Source organism: Sphingomonas sp. GW821-FHT03E12, assembly GCF_059420685.1.
The window spans coordinates 145,475-163,066 of the sequence record NZ_JBWKUF010000003.1; the positions used below are offsets into that span (position 1 = coordinate 145,475).

The 17,592-nt window shown below is 66.3% G+C and carries 21 protein-coding genes; 19 read left to right on the forward strand and 2 right to left on the reverse strand.

From position 1 onward, the window contains the following. Positions 1 to 8: 8 nt before the first annotated feature. The 9 genes from rpsP (at position 9) to AC07TU_RS10280 (ending at position 7,346) form a co-directional block, all read left to right on the forward strand. Entirely contained in the window at positions 9 to 605 is a 597-nt protein-coding gene (rpsP, locus tag AC07TU_RS10240; protein ID WP_495187807.1) for a 30S ribosomal protein S16, read from the forward strand. A 3-nt stretch (positions 606 to 608) separates the two neighbouring features. Then, positions 609 to 1,100, forward strand: a complete 492-nt coding sequence (rimM, locus tag AC07TU_RS10245; RefSeq protein ID WP_495187808.1) for a ribosome maturation factor RimM — start codon at positions 609 to 611, stop codon at positions 1,098 to 1,100. Positions 1,101 to 1,108: 8 nt separating this feature from the next. Beyond that, entirely contained in the window at positions 1,109 to 1,939 is an 831-nt protein-coding gene (locus AC07TU_RS10250; RefSeq protein WP_495187809.1) for a metallophosphoesterase family protein, read from the forward strand. Between the two features lie 44 nt (positions 1,940 to 1,983). Further along, positions 1,984 to 3,489, forward strand: coding sequence for a serine hydrolase domain-containing protein (locus AC07TU_RS10255; protein WP_495187810.1), 1,506 nt, complete (start codon positions 1,984 to 1,986; stop codon positions 3,487 to 3,489). 10 nt (positions 3,490 to 3,499) lie between these two features. Next, a complete protein-coding gene (locus AC07TU_RS10260) occupies positions 3,500 to 3,850 on the forward strand; it encodes a type II toxin-antitoxin system VapC family toxin (RefSeq protein WP_495187811.1) in 351 nt (116 codons plus the stop codon). Positions 3,851 to 3,854: 4 nt separating this feature from the next. Beyond that, positions 3,855 to 4,583: a tRNA (guanosine(37)-N1)-methyltransferase TrmD gene (gene trmD, locus AC07TU_RS10265; RefSeq protein ID WP_495187812.1), complete on the forward strand. Its 729-nt coding sequence runs from the start codon at positions 3,855 to 3,857 to the stop codon at positions 4,581 to 4,583. A gap of 1 nt (position 4,584) precedes the next feature. Continuing rightward, positions 4,585 to 4,977 (forward strand): 50S ribosomal protein L19, encoded by a 393-nt coding sequence (gene rplS / locus AC07TU_RS10270; RefSeq protein ID WP_066579235.1) that lies wholly within the window; start codon positions 4,585 to 4,587, stop codon positions 4,975 to 4,977. Between the two features lie 115 nt (positions 4,978 to 5,092). Next, positions 5,093 to 5,479: a hypothetical protein gene (locus tag AC07TU_RS10275; RefSeq protein ID WP_495187813.1), complete on the forward strand. Its 387-nt coding sequence runs from the start codon at positions 5,093 to 5,095 to the stop codon at positions 5,477 to 5,479. 226 nt (positions 5,480 to 5,705) lie between these two features. Next, complete coding sequence (locus tag AC07TU_RS10280) at positions 5,706 to 7,346, forward strand: cation:proton antiporter domain-containing protein (RefSeq protein ID WP_495187814.1); 1,641 nt, start codon at positions 5,706 to 5,708, stop codon at positions 7,344 to 7,346. Positions 7,347 to 7,393: 47 nt separating this feature from the next. Here AC07TU_RS10280 and AC07TU_RS10285 read toward each other — a convergent pair whose 3' ends face one another. Next, positions 7,394 to 7,768 carry a VOC family protein gene (locus AC07TU_RS10285; protein WP_495187815.1) on the reverse strand — a complete coding sequence of 125 codons (375 nt, stop codon included), beginning with the start codon at positions 7,766 to 7,768 and terminating at the stop codon, positions 7,394 to 7,396. Positions 7,769 to 7,857: 89 nt separating this feature from the next. Between AC07TU_RS10285 and soxR the strand changes: the two genes are divergently transcribed. Then, a complete protein-coding gene (gene soxR, locus AC07TU_RS10290; protein ID WP_495187816.1) occupies positions 7,858 to 8,322 on the forward strand; it encodes a redox-sensitive transcriptional activator SoxR in 465 nt (154 codons plus the stop codon). On the opposite strand, the gene AC07TU_RS10295 is transcribed toward soxR, so the two are convergent. Continuing rightward, positions 8,316 to 9,398, reverse strand: coding sequence for a hypothetical protein (locus AC07TU_RS10295; protein WP_495187817.1), 1,083 nt, complete (start codon positions 9,396 to 9,398; stop codon positions 8,316 to 8,318). The genes soxR and AC07TU_RS10295 overlap by 7 nt on opposite strands. Positions 9,399 to 9,557: 159 nt before the next feature. On the opposite strand from AC07TU_RS10295, the gene AC07TU_RS10300 reads away from it, so the two are divergent. From AC07TU_RS10300 to rplQ, 9 genes are all read left to right on the forward strand, one after another. Next, entirely contained in the window at positions 9,558 to 11,789 is a 2,232-nt protein-coding gene (locus tag AC07TU_RS10300) for a S9 family peptidase (RefSeq protein ID WP_495187818.1), read from the forward strand. Between the two features lie 52 nt (positions 11,790 to 11,841). Then, a complete protein-coding gene (locus tag AC07TU_RS10305) occupies positions 11,842 to 12,357 on the forward strand; it encodes an SRPBCC family protein (RefSeq protein ID WP_495187819.1) in 516 nt (171 codons plus the stop codon). 104 nt (positions 12,358 to 12,461) lie between these two features. Then, positions 12,462 to 12,623, forward strand: a complete 162-nt coding sequence (locus tag AC07TU_RS10310) for a hypothetical protein (RefSeq protein ID WP_495187820.1) — start codon at positions 12,462 to 12,464, stop codon at positions 12,621 to 12,623. A gap of 100 nt (positions 12,624 to 12,723) precedes the next feature. Further along, positions 12,724 to 13,419: a winged helix-turn-helix domain-containing protein gene (locus AC07TU_RS10315; protein ID WP_495187821.1), complete on the forward strand. Its 696-nt coding sequence runs from the start codon at positions 12,724 to 12,726 to the stop codon at positions 13,417 to 13,419. After that, positions 13,416 to 14,768, forward strand: coding sequence for a HAMP domain-containing sensor histidine kinase (locus AC07TU_RS10320; protein ID WP_495187822.1), 1,353 nt, complete (start codon positions 13,416 to 13,418; stop codon positions 14,766 to 14,768). The genes AC07TU_RS10315 and AC07TU_RS10320 overlap by 4 nt, the downstream gene beginning before the upstream one ends. Positions 14,769 to 15,011: 243 nt before the next feature. Further along, complete coding sequence (rpsM, locus tag AC07TU_RS10325; RefSeq protein ID WP_495162301.1) at positions 15,012 to 15,380, forward strand: 30S ribosomal protein S13; 369 nt, start codon at positions 15,012 to 15,014, stop codon at positions 15,378 to 15,380. Positions 15,381 to 15,441: 61 nt separating this feature from the next. Continuing rightward, positions 15,442 to 15,831, forward strand: coding sequence for a 30S ribosomal protein S11 (gene rpsK, locus AC07TU_RS10330; protein ID WP_066579261.1), 390 nt, complete (start codon positions 15,442 to 15,444; stop codon positions 15,829 to 15,831). Between the two features lie 106 nt (positions 15,832 to 15,937). Further along, on the forward strand, positions 15,938 to 16,999 hold the full coding sequence (locus tag AC07TU_RS10335; protein WP_495187823.1) for a DNA-directed RNA polymerase subunit alpha: 1,062 nt from the start codon (positions 15,938 to 15,940) through the stop codon (positions 16,997 to 16,999). Between the two features lie 132 nt (positions 17,000 to 17,131). Then, positions 17,132 to 17,554, forward strand: coding sequence for a 50S ribosomal protein L17 (gene rplQ, locus AC07TU_RS10340; RefSeq protein ID WP_495187824.1), 423 nt, complete (start codon positions 17,132 to 17,134; stop codon positions 17,552 to 17,554). Positions 17,555 to 17,592: the final 38 nt, after the last annotated feature.

A 17,592-nucleotide genomic window follows, 5' to 3' on the forward strand; every position in this document is an offset into this window, starting at 1 on the left:
GACTACCAATGGCACTCAGCATGCGTCTGTCGCGTGGCGGTTCGAAGAAGCGCCCTTATTACCGCATCGTCGTTGCCGACGCGCGTTCGCCGCGTGACGGCAAGTTCATCGAGAAGATCGGCACCTACAACCCGCTTCTCGCCAAGGACAATGCGGACCGCATCAAGCTCGACACCGACCGCGCCAAGCATTGGCTGAGCGTCGGCGCGCAGCCGACCGACCGCGTCGCCCGTTTCCTCGACGTCACCGGCGTCAAGGAGCGCGCAGCCAAGAACAACCCGAACAAGGGCAAGCCGGGCGAGAAGGCCGTCGAGCGCGCTGAAGAGCGTGCCGAGAAGCTGAAGGCCGCCGAGGAAGCCGCTGCAGAGGCGAAGGCCGCTGCTGAAGCCGCTGCCGCCGCGCCGGCGCCCGAGCCCGAGGCTGTCGAGGAAGCCCAGGCCGAGGCCGTCGAGGTCGTCGCCGCCGAAGTCGAAGCCGCGACCGAAGAGCCGACTGCGGAAGCCGAGCAGGTTGCCGAAGCGGTTGCCGAGGAAACCCCGGCCGCTGAAGCCGCTGCTGAAGAAGCTTCGGCCGCTGACGCGACCGAGGAAAAGGCCGAGGGCTGACCCTTGACCAAGGACGCCCCTGTCACGCTCGCCGTCATCATCGGCGCGCACGGTGTGACAGGGGAGGTCCGTCTCAAGGTCTTCGCCGAGGACCTGTCGGTGCACCGCAGTTTCAACAGCGGTGCGCTGACGCTCAAATCGGTACGGCATGGCAATAACGGTGCCATTGCCCGTTTCGCCGAAATCGCCGACCGGACCGCTGCCGAGAAGATGCGCGGCATCGAACTGACTGTGCCGCGCACAGCGCTGCCGCCGCTTGAAGACGGCGAATATTATCATGCCGATCTGATTGGCCTCGCTGCGGTCTCCGAAACCGGGGAGGCGATTGGCACCGTCGTCGCGGTCGAGAATTTCGGCGCGGGCGATGTGGTCGAGATCGAGCGGACCCCGGTCGAAAATCAGGGCGCCAAGCGCTTCATGATCCCGATGAAGCCCGCCGCGGTACCGCGCTGGGATGCGGCGACGCTGACCGTCGCTGACGGCTGGGCTGAATAGCCGGCGCGATGCTGGCAGTCCTCTCCGACATCCACGGAAATCTTCCCGCGCTTGAAGCGGTCATCGCCGATGCCCGGGCCGCCGGTGCGACCGGCTTCGTCAATCTGGGCGACAGTCTGTCCGGCCCGCTCTGGCCCGCCGAAACCGCCGATCTGCTGATGCGGGAGGGTTGGCCGACGATCGCGGGCAATCACGAGCGGCAATTGCTCACGCATTCGCTCGACCGGATGAACGCGTCGGACCGGTTCGCGCGCGGCTGTTTGAGCGACGCGCACCTCGCCTGGCTGGCGGATCAACCCGAAGCGCTTACCGTCATCCCGGCCTCTGTGCCGGGATCCACCGGTCGGCAGGCGATGCGCTTGAGCCTCGATGGCATCGCTCGCGGCGATGTGGATCCCGGCACGGGGGCCGGGATGACGGAAATGGGGGCTATCCTCTGCGTCCACGGCAGCCCGCGCAGCGATGTCGAGCATCTGATCCACAGCGTCGAGGGCATCGGCTTGCGCGATGCATCCGATGCCGAGATCGTGGAGCGGCTCGGCGGCGCCGCGGCGGCGCTGACCCTGTGCGGCCACACCCATGTCGCCCGCGTCATGACGCTTCCCGATGGCCGCACCATCGCCAACCCCGGCAGCGTCGGGCTTCAGGCCTATACCGACGACCACCCGGCCTTCTATTCGGTCGAGAATGGCGACCCGCTCGCCCGCTACGCGCTGGTGAGCGGCACCACGGTCGAGCTGTGCGCGATTCCCTATGATCACCTGTCTGCAGCCGCCAAGGCTGAGCGTGAGGGGCGGGAGGATTGGGCCGAGGCGCTGCGCAGCGGCCGCAACGGCTGATTTCGCTTCCAAAGCACGAGTTTCTCTGGTTGCCTCGACGGATGATGAACCGTCTGATCCGCCCGCTCGCCATCCTTGCCGCGTCTGTCGCGCTGCCCGCCGCAGCGCAGACCGTTTCGCAGCTTCCGCCCGCCGCGGTCGTCGAAGTCGGCGACGCCTTTACTAAATTCGAGGAACGTACCCCGGTGCCGGGCCTCGTCTATGCGGTGGTCAAGGACGGCAAGATCGTCCTTTCATCGATGCGGGGCGTTCAGACGATCGGTGGTGCGCCGGTGATGATGGACACCCGCTTCCGCATCGCATCGATGAGCAAAGCGTTCACCGCGCTCGCCATCCTCAAGCTGCGCGATGACGGCAAGCTGTCGCTCGATGATCTGGCCGAAAAGCACGTGCCTGAGATGCGCGGCTGGAAATATCCCACCAGCGACAGCCCGCGTATCCGCATCCGCGATCTGCTCCAGCATGTCGGCGGCATGGTCACCGATGATCCCTGGGGCGACCGGCAACAGGTCCTGACCGAGGCGGAGTTCAGCGCGATGATCTCGGCGGGCGTACCATGGAGCCGCGTCGGGCAGAGCCAGCACGAATATTCCAACTATGGCTATGCGCTGCTCGGCCGCATCGTCTCCAACGTCTCGGGCAAGCCCTATCAGGCCTATATCCGCGACACGATCCTGCGCCCGCTGGGCATGGCCGCCTCGACCTATGAGGTGGGCGACGTGCCGAAGGACAAGCTGGCGGTTGGCTATCGCTGGGAGAATGAACGCTGGGTCGAGGAGCCGCAGATGCGCGACGGCGCGTTCGGGGCGATGGGCGGGCTCGTCACCACCGCGAACGACTATGCGAAATGGGTCGCCTTCCTGCTCTCCGCCTGGCCGGCGCGCGACGGCGCCGAGACCGGCCCGGTCAGGCGGGCGACGGTGCGCGAAATGGCGCAGGGGCTGAACTTCGTGCGCATCATCCCGCGGCCCGGCGCGGCGGAAGACGATCACTGTGTTCATGCCACCGCCTATGGCATGGGCTTTCGTGTCACCCCGGACTGCAACCTCGGCCTGACGCTGGCGCATGGTGGCGGCTATCCGGGTTATGGCAGCTTCGTGGTGCTCGCGCCGGAGACCGGAACCGCGGCGTTCGGCTTTGCCAACCGCACCTATCAGGGGCCGTCGGTTCCAGTGTGGCAGTCGCTGTGGGCGCTCGCCCGCCATAATGCGATCGCTCCGCGCGAAATCCCGCTCAACCCGCTGCTGGGCACGATGCAGGATGCTTCGCGCGCCGCCTATCAGGCGGGCGAGCTCAAGCCGCTCGAGGGCAAGCTTGCCATGAACTTCCTGCTCGATCGCTCGGCGGAGAATTGGGCGAAGGAGTTCGCGCGGATCAAGGGGCTGGTGGGCGAGTGCGCCACCGCCGAGCCGCTGGCGCCGACCGGAAATCTCTCGACCGGCTTCCGCTGGAACTGCGAGAAGGGCAAGCTTGACGGCCAGATCCTGCTCGCGCCAACCAATCCACCGACGATCCAGGCGCTGCGTTTCGCGCCGCAGCCGGGGAAGTAAAGGCGCTCAAATGACCCGTTTCCTGCTGGATACGGATATCTGCATCCGCATCCTGCGTGATCCCGGCTGCCGCGTCGCGCTGCGGGCGAAGCGGGAGGAGGGGGTGGCGATCTCCGCCGTAACGCTCGCCGAACTGGCGCAGGGCGCGCTTGCGTCGGCGGACGCTTTTGCCGAAAGCGTCGCCGTCTTGCCGTTCGACGCGGGTGCGGCGCGGCGCTTTCCGGCTGCACGGAAAGCGCGGGGCAAGTTCGACCGGCTGATCGCCGCCCACGCGCTCGCGCTCGGCGCGACGCTGGTGACGCACAATGTTCGCGATTTCCGGGAGGTGCCCGGGCTTCGCATCGAAGACTGGACAATTTGACGCAATGAGCTTCGCCGCCACCGTCCTGACCCTCTATCCGGAGATGTTTCCGGGTCCGCTCGGCACCTCGATCGCCGGACGTGCGCTCACGGAAGGGAAATGGTCGCTCGACACCGTCCAGATCCGCGATTTTGCCACCGACAAGCACCGCACGGTCGACGATACGCCAGCGGGCGGCGGAGCGGGGATGGTGCTCAAGGCGGATATCCTCGCGGCGGCATGTGACAGCGTGGGTTACGACCGCCCGATGCTGGCGATGACCCCGCGCGGCGCGCCGCTGACGCAGGAGCGGGTGCGTGCGCTGGCGGCGGGTCCTGGGGTGTCGATCCTGTGCGGCCGGTTCGAGGGCTTCGACGAGCGTCTGTTCGAGGCGCGCGGCATCGAGCCGGTCTCGATCGGCGACTATATCCTCTCGGGCGGGGAGATGGGGGCGCTGGTGCTGCTTGACGCTTGCATTCGCCTGCTTCCCGGCGTAATGGGCGCGCCTTCCAGCGGGGTCGAGGAAAGCTTCGAAAGCGGCTTGCTCGAATATCCGCAGTATACCCGGCCCGTCGAATGGGAAGGGCGCACGATCCCGCAAGTGCTGCGATCGGGGGATCATGCGAAGATCGCGGCCTGGCGAAAGCAACAGGCAGAGATCGATACACGGCTAAGGAGGCCGGATCTTTGGGAGCGCCATGAGGGCGCTCGGGTCCAGTCTCCCTCTGGCGCGCGGCAAAAGAAGGACGAATGAGATGAACCTCATCCAGCAGATCGAGGCCGAGAACGTCGCGAAGTTCCTGGCCGACAAGAAGATCCCCGATTTCCGCCCCGGCGACACGCTGAAGGTCGGCGTGAAGGTCGTCGAAGGCGAGCGCACCCGCGTTCAGAACTATGAAGGCGTCTGCATCGCCCGCGCCAACAAGGGCATGGGCAGCAACTTCACCGTTCGCAAGATTTCGTTCGGCGAGGGCGTCGAGCGCGTCTTCCCGCTCTATTCGCCGAACATCGACAGCATCGAAGTCGTCCGCCGCGGCGTCGTGCGTCGTGCGAAGCTCTATTATCTGCGTGGCCGCACCGGCAAGTCGGCGCGCATCGCCGAGCGCCGCGACCCGCGTCCGTCGAAGGACGTCGCAGCGGCTGAGTAAGCCGTTCGCAAACGAACAGTGCGGGGCGCGGAAGGCTATGCTTTCCGCGCCCCGTTTCGTTTCGGCGCGTTGAATTTCAGCCGAGTCGCATTATTTTCGCCTTGTGGCGAACCGGATGATCCTGACAGCGAAGACGCAGCGGCCTCGGTTGCCGCTCAAACTCGCGTCACTCTGGCTTGCGCTCGTTACCGCGCTGCTGTCCTCGCTGATGTTCGGCGGGGTACCACGCACCACCGCTTATGGCTCCGCGTTCAACCCGGCGACCACCGCGGTCGCGCTCCAGCCCAGCCGTGCGCAGCCACGCATCGTGGCCGAGATCGTCCGTCGCGACGATGAGCCGGCAAGCGGGCAGGGCGGCGCGATCGCGCTTGCGCCTCTGGCCGTCGCGCCCGCAGCGCCCAAATACGCTCTTCCTTCCCCCCCCAAGCCGTTGACGTCGGCGCCCGCGCTGTCGTCGCCCCCTGTTCTGGACGGCAGCCCGCGTGGTCCGCCGCTTTCCTGACCTTCCCCTTGCCAACCCGCCGCCTGCGGGCGGCGCAACTGGGAGAATGTCATGGAAACGCCACGCAACAAGCGGCCGCCCTGGTGGTTTGCACCCGCGATCTGGAGCGGGATTGCCGGAAGCGCCGCGATCGCCGCGGCACTGGTCGGCGCAACGACCGAGTAGTGAGCCGCATACTCCCGGGCCGCATTGACGGCCCGGGCACCAAACAGGGACATCATTGCCTATGCATCACACGCCGCTCATCGCCACCATCGTCGCCGGCCTCGTCATTGCCTTCATCATGGGGTCGATCGCCCATAAGCTGAAAGTCTCGCCGATCGCCGGCTATCTGCTCGCCGGTATCATGGTCGGCCCCTACACACCGGGTTTCGTCGGAGACGGCGACCTGGCCGCCGAACTCGCCGAGATCGGCGTGATCCTGCTGATGTTCGGCGTTGGCCTCCACTTCTCGCTACGCGATCTGCTCGCGGTGCGGAAAGTGGCGGTGCCTGGCGCGATCGTGCAGATCGCGTCAGCCGTGCTGATGGGCATGGGGCTGAGCTGGACAATGGGCTGGGACCCGCTCGCCGGCTTCGTCTTCGGCCTCGCTCTATCCGTCGCCAGCACGGTGGTGCTGCTGCGCGCACTTCAGGGGTTCGGGATCGTCGATACCGAGCGTGGGCGGATCGCGGTCGGCTGGCTGATCGTCGAGGATCTGGTGATGGTGCTCGCGCTGGTGCTGCTGCCCGCGCTGGCGGAGGTGGTGAAGGGCGATGCGCCCGCGACCTGGTCGGCACTGCTCGTGCCGCTCGCCCAGACCGCGTTCAAGATCACCGGCTTCCTTGTCGTGATGCTGCTGGTCGGGCGCCGGGTCATCCCCTGGGCGCTGCATTGGGTCGTGCATACCGGTTCTCGCGAACTGTTCCGCCTTGCGGTGCTCGCGATCGCGCTCGGCGTCGCGTTCGGTGCCGCAGTGGTGTTCGACGTGTCCTTCGCGCTCGGCGCCTTCTTCGCCGGCATGATCCTGGGCGAAACGCCGCTCAGCCGTCAGGCGACCGAAGAGACGCTGCCGCTGCGCGACGCGTTCGCGGTGCTGTTCTTCGTCTCGGTCGGCATGTTGTTCAATCCGTCGGTGATCGTCGAGCAGCCGCTGCCGCTGATCGCGACGGTGCTGATCATCGTGTTCGGCAAGTCGCTTGCGGCGTATCTGATCGTGCGCGCGCTCAAGCATAACCACCGCACCGCGATCACCGCCGCGGCGAGCCTCGCGCAGATCGGCGAGTTCTCGTTCATCCTCGCCACGCTCGGTACCAGTCTCGCGATCCTGCCCCCAGCGGGCCGTGACCTGATCCTGGCAGGTGCGCTGCTGTCGATCTTCGTCAACCCGTTCCTCTTCAACTGGTTCGTGCCCAAACGGCAGGAGAAGACCGATCCGGTGGAGGCACCCGCGGACACCGGCGATCTGCGCGACCATGTCGTGCTGATCGGCTATGGCCGGGTCGGGAAGCTGATCGCGCGCGACCTGAAGGCGCGCGACCGCAGCTTCATCCTGATCGAGGATCAGCCCGATACCGCCAATGAAGCGAAGGAAGCGGGCCTCAACGTGGTGCGCGGCAACGCGCTCGACCCGGCGGCACTGGAGGCCGCAGGGATCGAGCGGGCGAGCAAGCTGCTGATCGCGATCCCCGAAGGGTTCGAGGGCGGCGCGGTGGTCGAGGCGGTGCGCAGGGTCCGTCCCGACATCGCCATCGTCGCTCGCGCCCATTCGGATGCCGAGGTCGCGCATCTCGAGGCGGCGGGGGCGGGTGACGTGGTGATGGGTGAGCGCGAGATCGCCAGCCGCATGCTCAGCCTTTGCGCCACCCCGCTGCCGCGCGGGGCATAGCGAAGTCGCGCCAATCCTCCCCCGCCGGGGGGAGGATTGTCGTGGACTCACCCATAGGAGACGATCTCGAACTCGATCCCGTCATAGTCGAGGAAGTAGAAGCGGCGGCCGGGCGAATAGTCGCCATGCGCGAATGGTTTCAGCCCGGCCTGCGTGACCTTGTCCTCGATCGCGTCGAGGTCGCGGACCAGAATGCCGACATGGTTGAGCGGCGCGCCCTTCGGGAAACGCGCCTCCGGTTCGCCCGGGGGTGCGTAGAGCGCGATGTAGAAGCGCTCGTCGCCGACATGGATCGAGGTGCCGCCGTCGCGCGCGAGCCCCTCCCAGCGGATGTGCCAGCCGAAAAGCCGCTCCATCAGCTCTGCGGTACGCGCGGGGTTGGTGACGGTGAGGTTGACGTGTTCGATGATCGGGCCGGACATCCACATATCCTTTGCGGTTGCGTGATTGCCCGTTCCCGGTACAACCTCAACTTAAGTTGAGATCAAGCACAAATTTGCGAGGACGGGGCATGCGCGGCTGCGACCTGCTGACGATCGGCGATCTGGCGGCGCGGACCGGCCTGTCGGTTTCCGCGATCCGCTTCTACGAGGGGCGGGGGCTGGTCTCGCCGATCCGCACCGGCGGCAATCAGCGCCGCTTCCTGCGGTCGGACATCCGGCGCCTGTCCTTCACGCTGATCGCACAGAAGCTGGGGCTGACGATCGAGGAGATCTGCGCCGAGCTGGCGCAGCTTCCGCAGGGACGAACCCCGACCCAGGCGGACTGGGAGCGGATCAGTCGCCATTTCCGCAAGGAGATCGACCGGCGGATCGCGCTGCTCGAGCGGACGCGGGAGACGCTGGACAGCTGCATCGGCTGCGGCTGTCTGTCGCTCAAGACCTGTGGGCTTTACAATCGCGACGACCGGATGGCGGCCAATGGTCCCGGGCCGCGCTTCGTCCTGTCGGAAGCGCGGCCCGAGCTGGGTCAGTAGGTGGTCAGGTTGCGCACATAACCGCGCGAATCGACCGTGCAGCGCGAACGCTCGCGCCCGGTTTCGACCACGACCTCCCACTCATTGCGGTTGAGTTCGCGGGCGCTGACCGGAACGCTCGTTCCACGACGCGAATTCAGGTCCTCGTCGGCGCGGCGGGCGCAGGCGTCGCGTGAGACCTGCGGCACGTTGCGGAGCGATCCGCGGTCGTCCGGGCGGTCGCGCGAGTCATTCTGACCAGCCTGATAGCCTTCGCGGTAACGGTCGTTGCCACGGCGGTCATAGGTCTGGCCGTAGAGGCCGTCGTCATAGCCGCGCTTGTACTCGGGGTCGCGTTGCGGATCGGGGCGACGCGCGTCGGTCTGACCGGCCTGATAGCCCTCCCGATAGCGGTCGTTGCCGCGGCGGTCATAGGCTCTGCCATACAGACCATCGTCATAGCCGCGCTTATAGTCGGGATCGCGTTGCGGATCGGGGCGACGCGCGTCGTTCTGACCAGCCTGATAGCCTTCGCGGTAACGGTCGTTACCGCGGCGGTCATAGTTTCTGCCGTAGAGACCGTCGTCATAGCCACGCTTATAGTCGGGATCGCGCTGCGGATCGGGACGCTTCTGTGCCTCGGTCTCGCCGGCCTGATAGCCTTCGCGATAGCGGTCGTTGCCATTGCGATCATAGGGGTTGCCGTTCAGGCCGTCGTCGTAGCCGCGCTTATAGTCGGGACCCTTGTCCTTCTTGCTCGCGAGCGCGGCGATCAGGCCGATCGCGACAGCGGCGCCGACCACGACTCCGGCCGAAGGACCGCCCTTGCCGCAATCGGACTTGGACGCGCCCGAGATGGTCTCGTACCGGCCCCGCCACACCTTGACGCGGATGCAGGTGTCGGTGCGCGAATTCCACCAGAATTGCGAATCGCCCGATGTCTTCTCGAGCTTGTAGCCACGCTGGCGCAGCTCGGAGTCGCCCCGGCTCGACCGGATGCCCTGCAGGTCGTTCTCCTGCGCGGCGGCCGCGATCGGCGCAAAGACTGTCGCCATGAGAGCGAGGGTAGCGATGCCTTTGGTCATTCGCTTGGTCATGATTGTTCCTCTTTTACTGGACTGCGCGACAACTCGCACCGTTACGCGTCCGTTCCGTGAATGGATATTCCCCCAAACCTTTTGCCCTTCAACCGCCGTGGCGCTTTACCGCTCGTGAACGCTCCGCAATAAGCGCTGCCTTGTTCCGGAGAGGTTTTGATGAAGCGATGGCTGGCGGGTGTGATGATGGCGGGCGTGTGGGCGATGCCGGCTGAAGCGCAACAGGCGACGCCGCAGAAATTGACGCTGGAGCGCGTCTTCGCCAGCCCCGACCTGGCGGGCAGCAATCCGCGCGCGCTGAAACTCTCGCCCGACGGCAAATATGTGACGGTGCTGCGCAACCGCGCCGAGGATCGCGACCGCTACGACCTGTGGGCGATGGACACCGCCACGGGCGAGTGGCGAATGCTGGTCGACAGCAAGAAGGTCGGCACCGGCGCCGAACTGTCCGAGGCGGAGAAGATGCAGCGCGAGCGCGCGCGCGTCGGCGGGACGCGCGGGATCGTCGCCTATGACTGGGCGCCCGACGGCAAGGCGATCCTCGTGCCGCTCGACGGCGACCTCTATCTCGCGACGCTGACCGGCGACGTGCGGAGGCTGACCAAGAGCGAGGCGGGCGAGCTGAACCCCGAGATCAGCCCCGGCGGTCATTTTGCCTCTTATGTCCGCGACCAGAATCTGGTGGTGCTCAACCTCGCCACCGGCGCGGAGAGCAAGGCGACGACCGAGGGCAAGGGCAATGTCTATTTCGGCGAGGCGGAGTTTGTCGCGCAGGAAGAGATGGGGCGTCGCACCGGCTATTGGTGGTCGCCCGACGACAAGCGTATCGCCGTCCAGCGCTTCGACGAGACGCCGGTCGGCATCGTCAGCCGCGCGGCGATCGGCGCGGAGGGGACGCGGGTCTATGACCAGCGCTACCCCAAGGCGGGCACCGCGAACGTGCTGGTCGACCTCTACGTCATCAACCCTGACGGCAGTGGCAAGGTGAAGGTCGACCTCGGCACCGAGACCGACATCTACCTCGCCCGTGTCGACTGGACGCCCGACGGCAAGATGCTGCTGGTCCAGCGCCAGAACCGTGCGCAGACCGTGCTCGACATGCTCGCGGTCGACCCCGCCACCGGCACGTCGCGCATCCTGTTCAGCGAGAAGTCGGGCGAGCGCAGCTGGGTCAACCTGTCCGACGCCTATCGCCCGCTCAAGGACGGCAGCCTGATCTGGTGGTCCGAACGTGACGGTCATGGCCATCTCTACCGTCTCAAGGATGGCAGCTGGACCCAGCTGACCAAGGGCGAGTGGGAAGTCGCCGAGCTGGTCGGCGTGGATGAGGCGAAGGGGCGGGTGACCTTCCTGGGCAACAAGGACGGGGTGCTCGAACGGCACCTCTACACCGTCGATCTGAGCAAGCCCGGTGCGGTGACGCGGATCAGCGAGCCGGGATATTGGTACGCCGCCAAGACCAATGACACCGCGAGCCGCATGGTCGTCACCCGCTCAAAGGGCGATCAACCGACTCAGGTGATGCTGACCGACGCGGCGGGCAAGCGCCTGGCCTGGGTCAATGAGAACAAGGTCGCGGGCGATCACCCCTATGCGCCCTATCTCGCCGCGCATCGCGCGAAGCAGTTCGGGACGATCAAGGCCGCCGACGGCACCGTCCTGCACTGGGAGATGATCACGCCCAAGCTGGAGCCGGGCAAGAAATACCCGGTGTTCTTCCAGCATTATGGCGGCCCGCATTCGCAGCAGGTCAGCCGTCAGTGGACGGGCGCGCTTCCACAATACATCGTCGATCGCGGCTATATCTGGTTCGTCCTCGACAATCGCGGCGCGGCCAATCGCGGCAAGGCGTTCGAGGATCACCTGTTCCAGGCGATGGGCGGGGTAGAGGTTCAGGACCAGCTGGCCGGTGCCGCCTATCTCAAGACGCTCGACTTCGTCGATCCGGCCAAGATCACCACTTATGGCTGGTCCTATGGCGGCTATATGACGCTCAAGATGCTCCAGGCCGCGCCGGGCACTTTCGCGGCGGGCGTTTCGGGCGCGCCGGTGAGCAAGTGGGAACTCTACGACACCCATTATACCGAGCGTTATATGGGCGATCCGCGCAAGGTGCAGGGCGCCTATGACAAGGCCAATACCATCGCCGACGCCACGAAGATCAGCGATCCGTTGCTGCTGATTCACGGCATGGCCGACGACAATGTCGTGCTGGAGCATTCGACGGTGATGATGTCGAAGCTTCAGGGCGCGGCGGTGCCGTTCGAGGTGATGCTCTACCCCGGCCAGACCCACAAGGTCGGCGGCCCGGGTGTCAGCGTCCATCTGTGGAAGACGATCCTCGACTTCCTCGACCGCAGCGTCGCGGCGAAGGATGCGCCCGCGAAATGATTTGACGGCGCATCGCCGCAGGATCAGCCTTTGCGGGCAGGAGGGCGGAACGATGCGCAAGATGATCGTGGCGGCGGCGCTGCTGGCGGGCTGGCCCGCGGCGGCCGAGGTGACCAAGTCGGAGCCGGGCGGCTTCGTCTCGACCCACAAGCTGGTCATCGCGGCCCCGCCCGAGAAGGTGTGGGACACCGTCGCCAAACCGGCGCTGTGGTGGAGCAAGGACCACACCTATTCGGGCGACAGCGCCAACATCAGCTGGGATACCAACCCCGGGGGCTGCTGGTGCGAGAAGCTGCCGGGTGGCGGCGTCGAGCATGGCCGCACCCTCTATGCGGTGCGCGGCAAGGCACTGCGTATCTCCGGCGCGTTCGGTCCGCTGCAGAGCGGCGCGGTGAATGCGACGATGACCTTTTCGCTGAAGGCGGCCGGGCAGGGGACGGAGCTGACCGTCACCTATGTCGCCGGCGGCTATCATCCGGCCGGGCTGGCCGGGTTCGCTCCGGCGGTGGACGGGGTGATCGGCGCGCAGATGCCGGGCCTCAAGGCGGCGGCCGAAGCTGCAAGATGAAGAAGTTTTCATCTGCCGGTCATCACCACGACGGGTAGCCGGGTCTAGAAGCGGGGGCAGGGCGAGGCGCAATGCCTCTCCCGCAAACGAGTGGATCTCAAGCTATGCGCAAACTCCTGCTCCCTGCCGTTGCCCTGTCGCTGATCGCCGCCCCGACGCTGGCGATGGCCAGCACGCCCACCGCCGCGCCCAAGGCCGAGAAGACGGTCAAGGTTCACAAGACGGTCAAGGCGAAGAAGGTGCACAAGGCGAAGAAGGCATCGTAACGCCCGGACGATCCGTCTTTCCTACCGTGTCGAAAGCCGGCGGAGTCCCCTGTCCGCCGGCTTTCTGCGTGATTAGCTTCCCGGCGAGGCGAGGCGCACGATGACCCGAAAGATCCTGATCGTCGAGGATGACGCGGCCACCGCCGCCTATGTCGCCAAGGGGCTGGCGGAGGCAGGCTTCGCTGTCGAGCAGACGGGCGACGGACGTGACGGGCTGTTCCTGGCCAGTGACGGCCTGTTCGACGCGATCGTTGCCGATCGGATGCTGCCGGGGCTGGACGGGCTGGCGATGATCGCCGCGATCCGCGCCGCCGGTGTCGGCACGCCGGTGCTGGTCCTGTCGGCGCTCGGAACGGTAGACGACCGTATCGCCGGGCTGGAAGCCGGTGCCGACGACTATCTTCCCAAACCCTTTGCCTTTTCGGAGCTGCTCGCTCGGGTGAGCGCTCTGCTGCGGCGCTCGGGATCGGCGGCGGGTGGGAGCGCACCGGCATCCAGGCTGGTCGTCGGCGATCTTGAGGTCGATCTTGTCGCACGCACGGTCACCCGGCAAGGGCGCCAGATCGCGATCGGCGGCCGCGAGTTCGCCTTGCTGGAGTATCTTGCGCGCAATGCCGGGCAGGTGGTGACCCGGACGATGATGCTCGAGAAGGTCTGGAACTATCATTTCGATCCGGGATCGAATGTCGTCGATGTTCATATGGGCCGGCTCCGGCGCAAGCTGGAGGAAGGGATGGAGCCGCCGATCCTGCATACCGTGCGTGGGGCGGGCTACCGGCTGGCCGTCGACCGGTGAGCCGCCTGCCGATCACGGTGCGGATCGCGGCGCTTGCCGCGCTGCTGTCGATCGCCACCGCGATCGCGCTTGCCGCGCTGATCTGGCAGCAGACCCACGAGGACGCGATCGGCGTGCTGCGCCGCGATGCCGCGCAACAGACCGATACGCTCGCCTCGGTGCACCGCACCGGCGGGATCCGCGCGCTGGATGCCGCGATCGCCGAAATCAGCGCCGACGACCCGGATAACTCGCTCGTCGCGGCGGTCGTCGATGCTCAGGGGCGACGGCGGATCGGCGTCGGGCCGGACCGGCTCGCCCGCCCGCTGCGGCCGGGATTCGAGATCGGCGTGATCGGCAGCGGCGAGCCCTGGTCGCAAAGCGAGGCGGGGGTCGAGCTGCGTCGGCTCGGCCGTGACTATCTGGTCGCCGGACGCCTGCTCAATGACTGGGAACGGACCCAGCGCGCGATCGAGCGCGCATTGCTCCTGGCGGTCGCCGCCGCGGTGCTCTTCGGTGTCGCGGGCGGGGTGATCCTCAGCCGTTATGTTGCGCGGCGTGTGGATCGGATCGCCGATGTGGTCGAGGGCGCGGCGGCGGGCGACATGTCGCGCCGCGTTGGACTGCGGCCGACGGGCGGCGACGCATTCGACCGCCTCGGTGCGCGCGTCGACGGTATGCTCGAGCGGATCGAGCGGCTGGTCGGCGAATTGCGCGTGGTTACCGACAGCGTCGGCCATGACCTGCGCTCCCCTCTGATGCGCCTGCGCAGCCGCGCCGAGCAGGCAGCGGCTGCCAGCGACACGGCCGTGCGCGATAGCGCGCTGGCCGGCATACTCTCTGAAGCGGACACCATGCTTCGGATGCTGAGCACCTTGCTCGAAATCTCGCGCGCCGAGGCTGGCGGTGCCGTGACCTTCCAGCGGGTCGATCTCGCCGCGATGCTCGACGAGCTGGGCGAGCTCTATGCCCCGGTCGCCGAAGATGCCGGCGCCACGCTGGAGGTGGCCTTGCCTGCGCAACCGCCCGATCCGTTTCCGGTTCATCGCGAGTTGCTGTCGCAGGCGCTGGCGAACCTGATCGACAACGCGCTCAAATATGCACCCGGCACCAGGATCGTCCTGAGCCTGGCCGCGGCGTCCGGGGGCGGTATGGCGATCGCGGTCGCGGATGGAGGGCCGGGTATCACTGAAGCGGAGCGTGGCGAGGCACTCGCCCGTTTCGGCCGTCTCGATTCCGCCCGCGGCAGCCCCGGTGCGGGCCTTGGTCTTGCGTTGGTCGAAAGCGTCGCCCGGCTTCATGGCGGCCGGCTTGTCCTTGAGGACAATCATCCGGGTCTGATCGCGACGATCATGGTGCCTGCCGAATGACCCGAATGTGCGGTGCCGGCATGCTTGGCCGATCGGCCCAAATGGTGTATGTCCCCGTAACGCGAAATCGCATCGGCTCCGGCGCTTGACAGCGCGGGTCCGACTCCATATGTCGCGCATCTTCCGAAACCCGTTCGACCGGCAGCGCTTATGAGCGTGTGCCGCGCGACTGCGTTTCGGGTCAACGCTACGAGATGGGGTTTGCTGCCATGCACGCCCCGTGGAGCTGGGAGAACAAGATTCATGGCACGTATTGCGGGTGTTAACCTCCCGACCAACAAGCGCGTACTGATCGCGCTTCAGTATATCCACGGCATCGGCCCTGCGAAGGCCAAGGAAATCACGACGAAGCTGGGCATCGCTGCCGAGCGTCGCGTGCAGGACCTGTCGGACCAGGAAGTGCTTCAGATCCGCGAGACCATCGACGGCGCCTACACCGTCGAGGGTGATCTTCGTCGCGAGACCGCGATGAACATCAAGCGCCTGATGGACCTGGCCTGCTATCGCGGCCTGCGTCATCGCAAGGGTCTGCCCGTTCGCGGTCAGCGCACGCATACCAATGCGCGCACCCGCAAGGGCAAGGCGAAGCCGATCGCTGGTAAGAAGAAGTAAGCCGCTGGGCCGCCTGACCGGTGGCCCGCCTTTCTTCGCAGATTCGAAGGATTACTGAATAATGGCACAAGCACCGCAGCGTCTTCGCCGTCGCGAACGCAAGAACATCACCGCCGGCGTCGCCCATGTGAACGCCAGCTTCAACAACACCATGATCACGATCACGGACGCCCAGGGCAACGCGATCAGCTGGTCGTCGGCCGGCATGATGGGCTTCAAGGGCTCGCGCAAGTCGACCCCGTACGCCGCGCAGGTCGCCGCCGAGGACGCAGGCCGCAAGGCTGCCGAGCACGGCGTCCGCACGCTCGAGGTCGAGGTCAAGGGTCCGGGTTCGGGCCGCGAGTCGGCTCTGCGCGCGCTGCAGGCGGTTGGTTTCCAGATCACGTCGATCCGCGACGTGACCTCGATTCCGCACAACGGCGTTCGCCCCAGCAAGCGTCGTCGCGTCTGATTTGACTTTCCGCCTCCGCCGCGGGTCCGGGATGCCGGATCCGGGCCGGAGGCGGCTCCAATCCTGGCAGGACTGCCCCCCGTCCTGCCCAACCCAGGGGAAGCCTGTGTCTGTCAACGCAAAGAACTGGCAGGAACTGAAGAAGCCGAACGGCCTTGAGAAAAAGGGCGGTGACGGCAAGCGGAAGGCGACCTTCGTCGCTGAGCCGCTGGAGCGCGGCTTCGGCCTGACGCTCGGCAACGCGCTGCGCCGCGTGCTGCTCTCGTCGCTCCAGGGTGCGGCGGTGACCTCGATCAAGATCGAGAACGTTCTTCACGAATTCTCGTCGCTCGCCGGCGTGCGTGAGGATGTGACCGACCTCGTGCTCAACGTGAAGCAGATCGCGCTCAAGATGCAGGGCGAGGGCGCCAAGCGCCTCCAGCTCAGCGCGACCGGCCCGGCTGAAGTCAAGGCCGGCGACATCGCCGTTTCGGGCGACATCGAAGTGATGAACCCCGATCTGGTGCTGTGTCACCTCGACGACGGCGCGACGCTGAACATGGAACTCGTCGCCGATACCGGTAAGGGTTATGTCCCTGCCGCGGCGAACCGTCCGGCCGATGCGCCGATCGGTCTGATCCCGGTCGATGCGCTCTACTCGCCGGTCCGTCAGGTGAGCTACAAGGTCGAGAACACCCGCGTCGGGCAGGAGCTCGATTACGACAAGCTGAGCCTCTCGGTCGAGACCGACGGCACCGTGACCCCTGAAGACGCCGTGGCCTATGCCGCGCGCATCCTGCAGGACCAGCTCGCGCTGTTCGTCCACTTCGACGACTCGGCGATCACCCGTTCGGCGCCGATCGGCGTGGCCGCTCCGGCCGCGGCGGAAGGTGGCGCGGGCGACACCGCGACGATCAACCGCTACCTTCTCAAGAAGGTGGACGAGCTCGAGCTGTCGGTCCGTTCGGCCAACTGCCTCAAGAACGACAACATCATCTACATCGGCGATCTGGTTCAGAAGACCGAAGCAGAGATGCTGCGCACCCCGAATTTCGGCCGCAAGTCGCTGAACGAAATCAAGGAAGTGCTGTCGTCGATGGGTCTGCGCCTCGGCATGGAAATCCCGGGCTGGCCGCCTGAGAACATCGAAGAGATGGCCAAGAAGCTGGAACAGGAAATCATGGGTTAACCGGCGGGCTCGCGCGCAAGCGCGAGTCACCGTGACCTTTGTGACCTTCTGAACGGGTTATGGGCGGTGGCCCTTATCACCGCCTGGTATGGGGTACCTTGCACGGCCCCCTAACGAACGAAGGAAGAAATCATGCGCCATAAGTACGGCGGTCGTAAGCTTCAGCGTACCTCGGCCCATCGCGCCGCGTTGTTCCGCAACATGTCGGCCGCGCTGATCAAGCACGAGCAGATCACCACCACCGTCGCCAAGGCGAAGGAACTGCGTCCTTACGTCGAGAAGCTGGTGACGCTGGCGAAGAAGGGTGGTCTTTCGAACCGCCGTCTCGCCCATGCCCGTCTGCTCGACGATGCGCAGCTGGTGAAGCTGTTCGACGTGCTCGCGTCGCGCTACGCCGACCGCAACGGCGGCTACACCCGCATCATCAAGGCCGGCCCGCGCGCTTCGGACGCGTCGCCGATGGCGATCATCGAGTTCGTCGATCGCGACGTCTCGGCCAAGGGCCAGGATTCGGGCCCGGTGCAGGGCGACGAGGACTTCGACGAAGCGGCCTGATCCGCGCGCTCGCAAGCCAATCGAAAGGGCGGTCCCAC

Bases quoted from the DNA above. Each gene is read 5' to 3' on its own strand.
- rpsP (WP_495187807.1), top strand. From the start codon at position 9: ATGGCACTCAGCATGCGTCTGTCGCGTGGCGGTTCGAAGAAGCGCCCT.
- AC07TU_RS10250 (WP_495187809.1), top strand. From the start codon at position 1,109: ATGCTGGCAGTCCTCTCCGACATCCACGGAAATCTTCCCGCGCTTGAA.
- AC07TU_RS10255 (WP_495187810.1), top strand. From the start codon at position 1,984: ATGAACCGTCTGATCCGCCCGCTCGCCATCCTTGCCGCGTCTGTCGCG.
- AC07TU_RS10260 (WP_495187811.1), top strand. From the start codon at position 3,500: ATGACCCGTTTCCTGCTGGATACGGATATCTGCATCCGCATCCTGCGT.
- trmD (WP_495187812.1), top strand. From the start codon at position 3,855: ATGAGCTTCGCCGCCACCGTCCTGACCCTCTATCCGGAGATGTTTCCG.
- rplS (WP_066579235.1), top strand. From the start codon at position 4,585: ATGAACCTCATCCAGCAGATCGAGGCCGAGAACGTCGCGAAGTTCCTG.
- AC07TU_RS10275 (WP_495187813.1), top strand. From the start codon at position 5,093: ATGATCCTGACAGCGAAGACGCAGCGGCCTCGGTTGCCGCTCAAACTC.
- AC07TU_RS10280 (WP_495187814.1), top strand. From the start codon at position 5,706: ATGCATCACACGCCGCTCATCGCCACCATCGTCGCCGGCCTCGTCATT.
- AC07TU_RS10285 (WP_495187815.1), bottom strand. From the start codon at position 7,768: ATGTCCGGCCCGATCATCGAACACGTCAACCTCACCGTCACCAACCCC.
- soxR (WP_495187816.1), top strand. From the start codon at position 7,858: ATGCGCGGCTGCGACCTGCTGACGATCGGCGATCTGGCGGCGCGGACC.
- AC07TU_RS10295 (WP_495187817.1), bottom strand. From the start codon at position 9,398: ATGACCAAGCGAATGACCAAAGGCATCGCTACCCTCGCTCTCATGGCG.
- AC07TU_RS10300 (WP_495187818.1), top strand. From the start codon at position 9,558: ATGAAGCGATGGCTGGCGGGTGTGATGATGGCGGGCGTGTGGGCGATG.
- AC07TU_RS10305 (WP_495187819.1), top strand. From the start codon at position 11,842: ATGCGCAAGATGATCGTGGCGGCGGCGCTGCTGGCGGGCTGGCCCGCG.
- AC07TU_RS10310 (WP_495187820.1), top strand. From the start codon at position 12,462: ATGCGCAAACTCCTGCTCCCTGCCGTTGCCCTGTCGCTGATCGCCGCC.
- AC07TU_RS10315 (WP_495187821.1), top strand. From the start codon at position 12,724: ATGACCCGAAAGATCCTGATCGTCGAGGATGACGCGGCCACCGCCGCC.
- rpsM (WP_495162301.1), top strand. From the start codon at position 15,012: ATGGCACGTATTGCGGGTGTTAACCTCCCGACCAACAAGCGCGTACTG.
- rpsK (WP_066579261.1), top strand. From the start codon at position 15,442: ATGGCACAAGCACCGCAGCGTCTTCGCCGTCGCGAACGCAAGAACATC.
- rplQ (WP_495187824.1), top strand. From the start codon at position 17,132: ATGCGCCATAAGTACGGCGGTCGTAAGCTTCAGCGTACCTCGGCCCAT.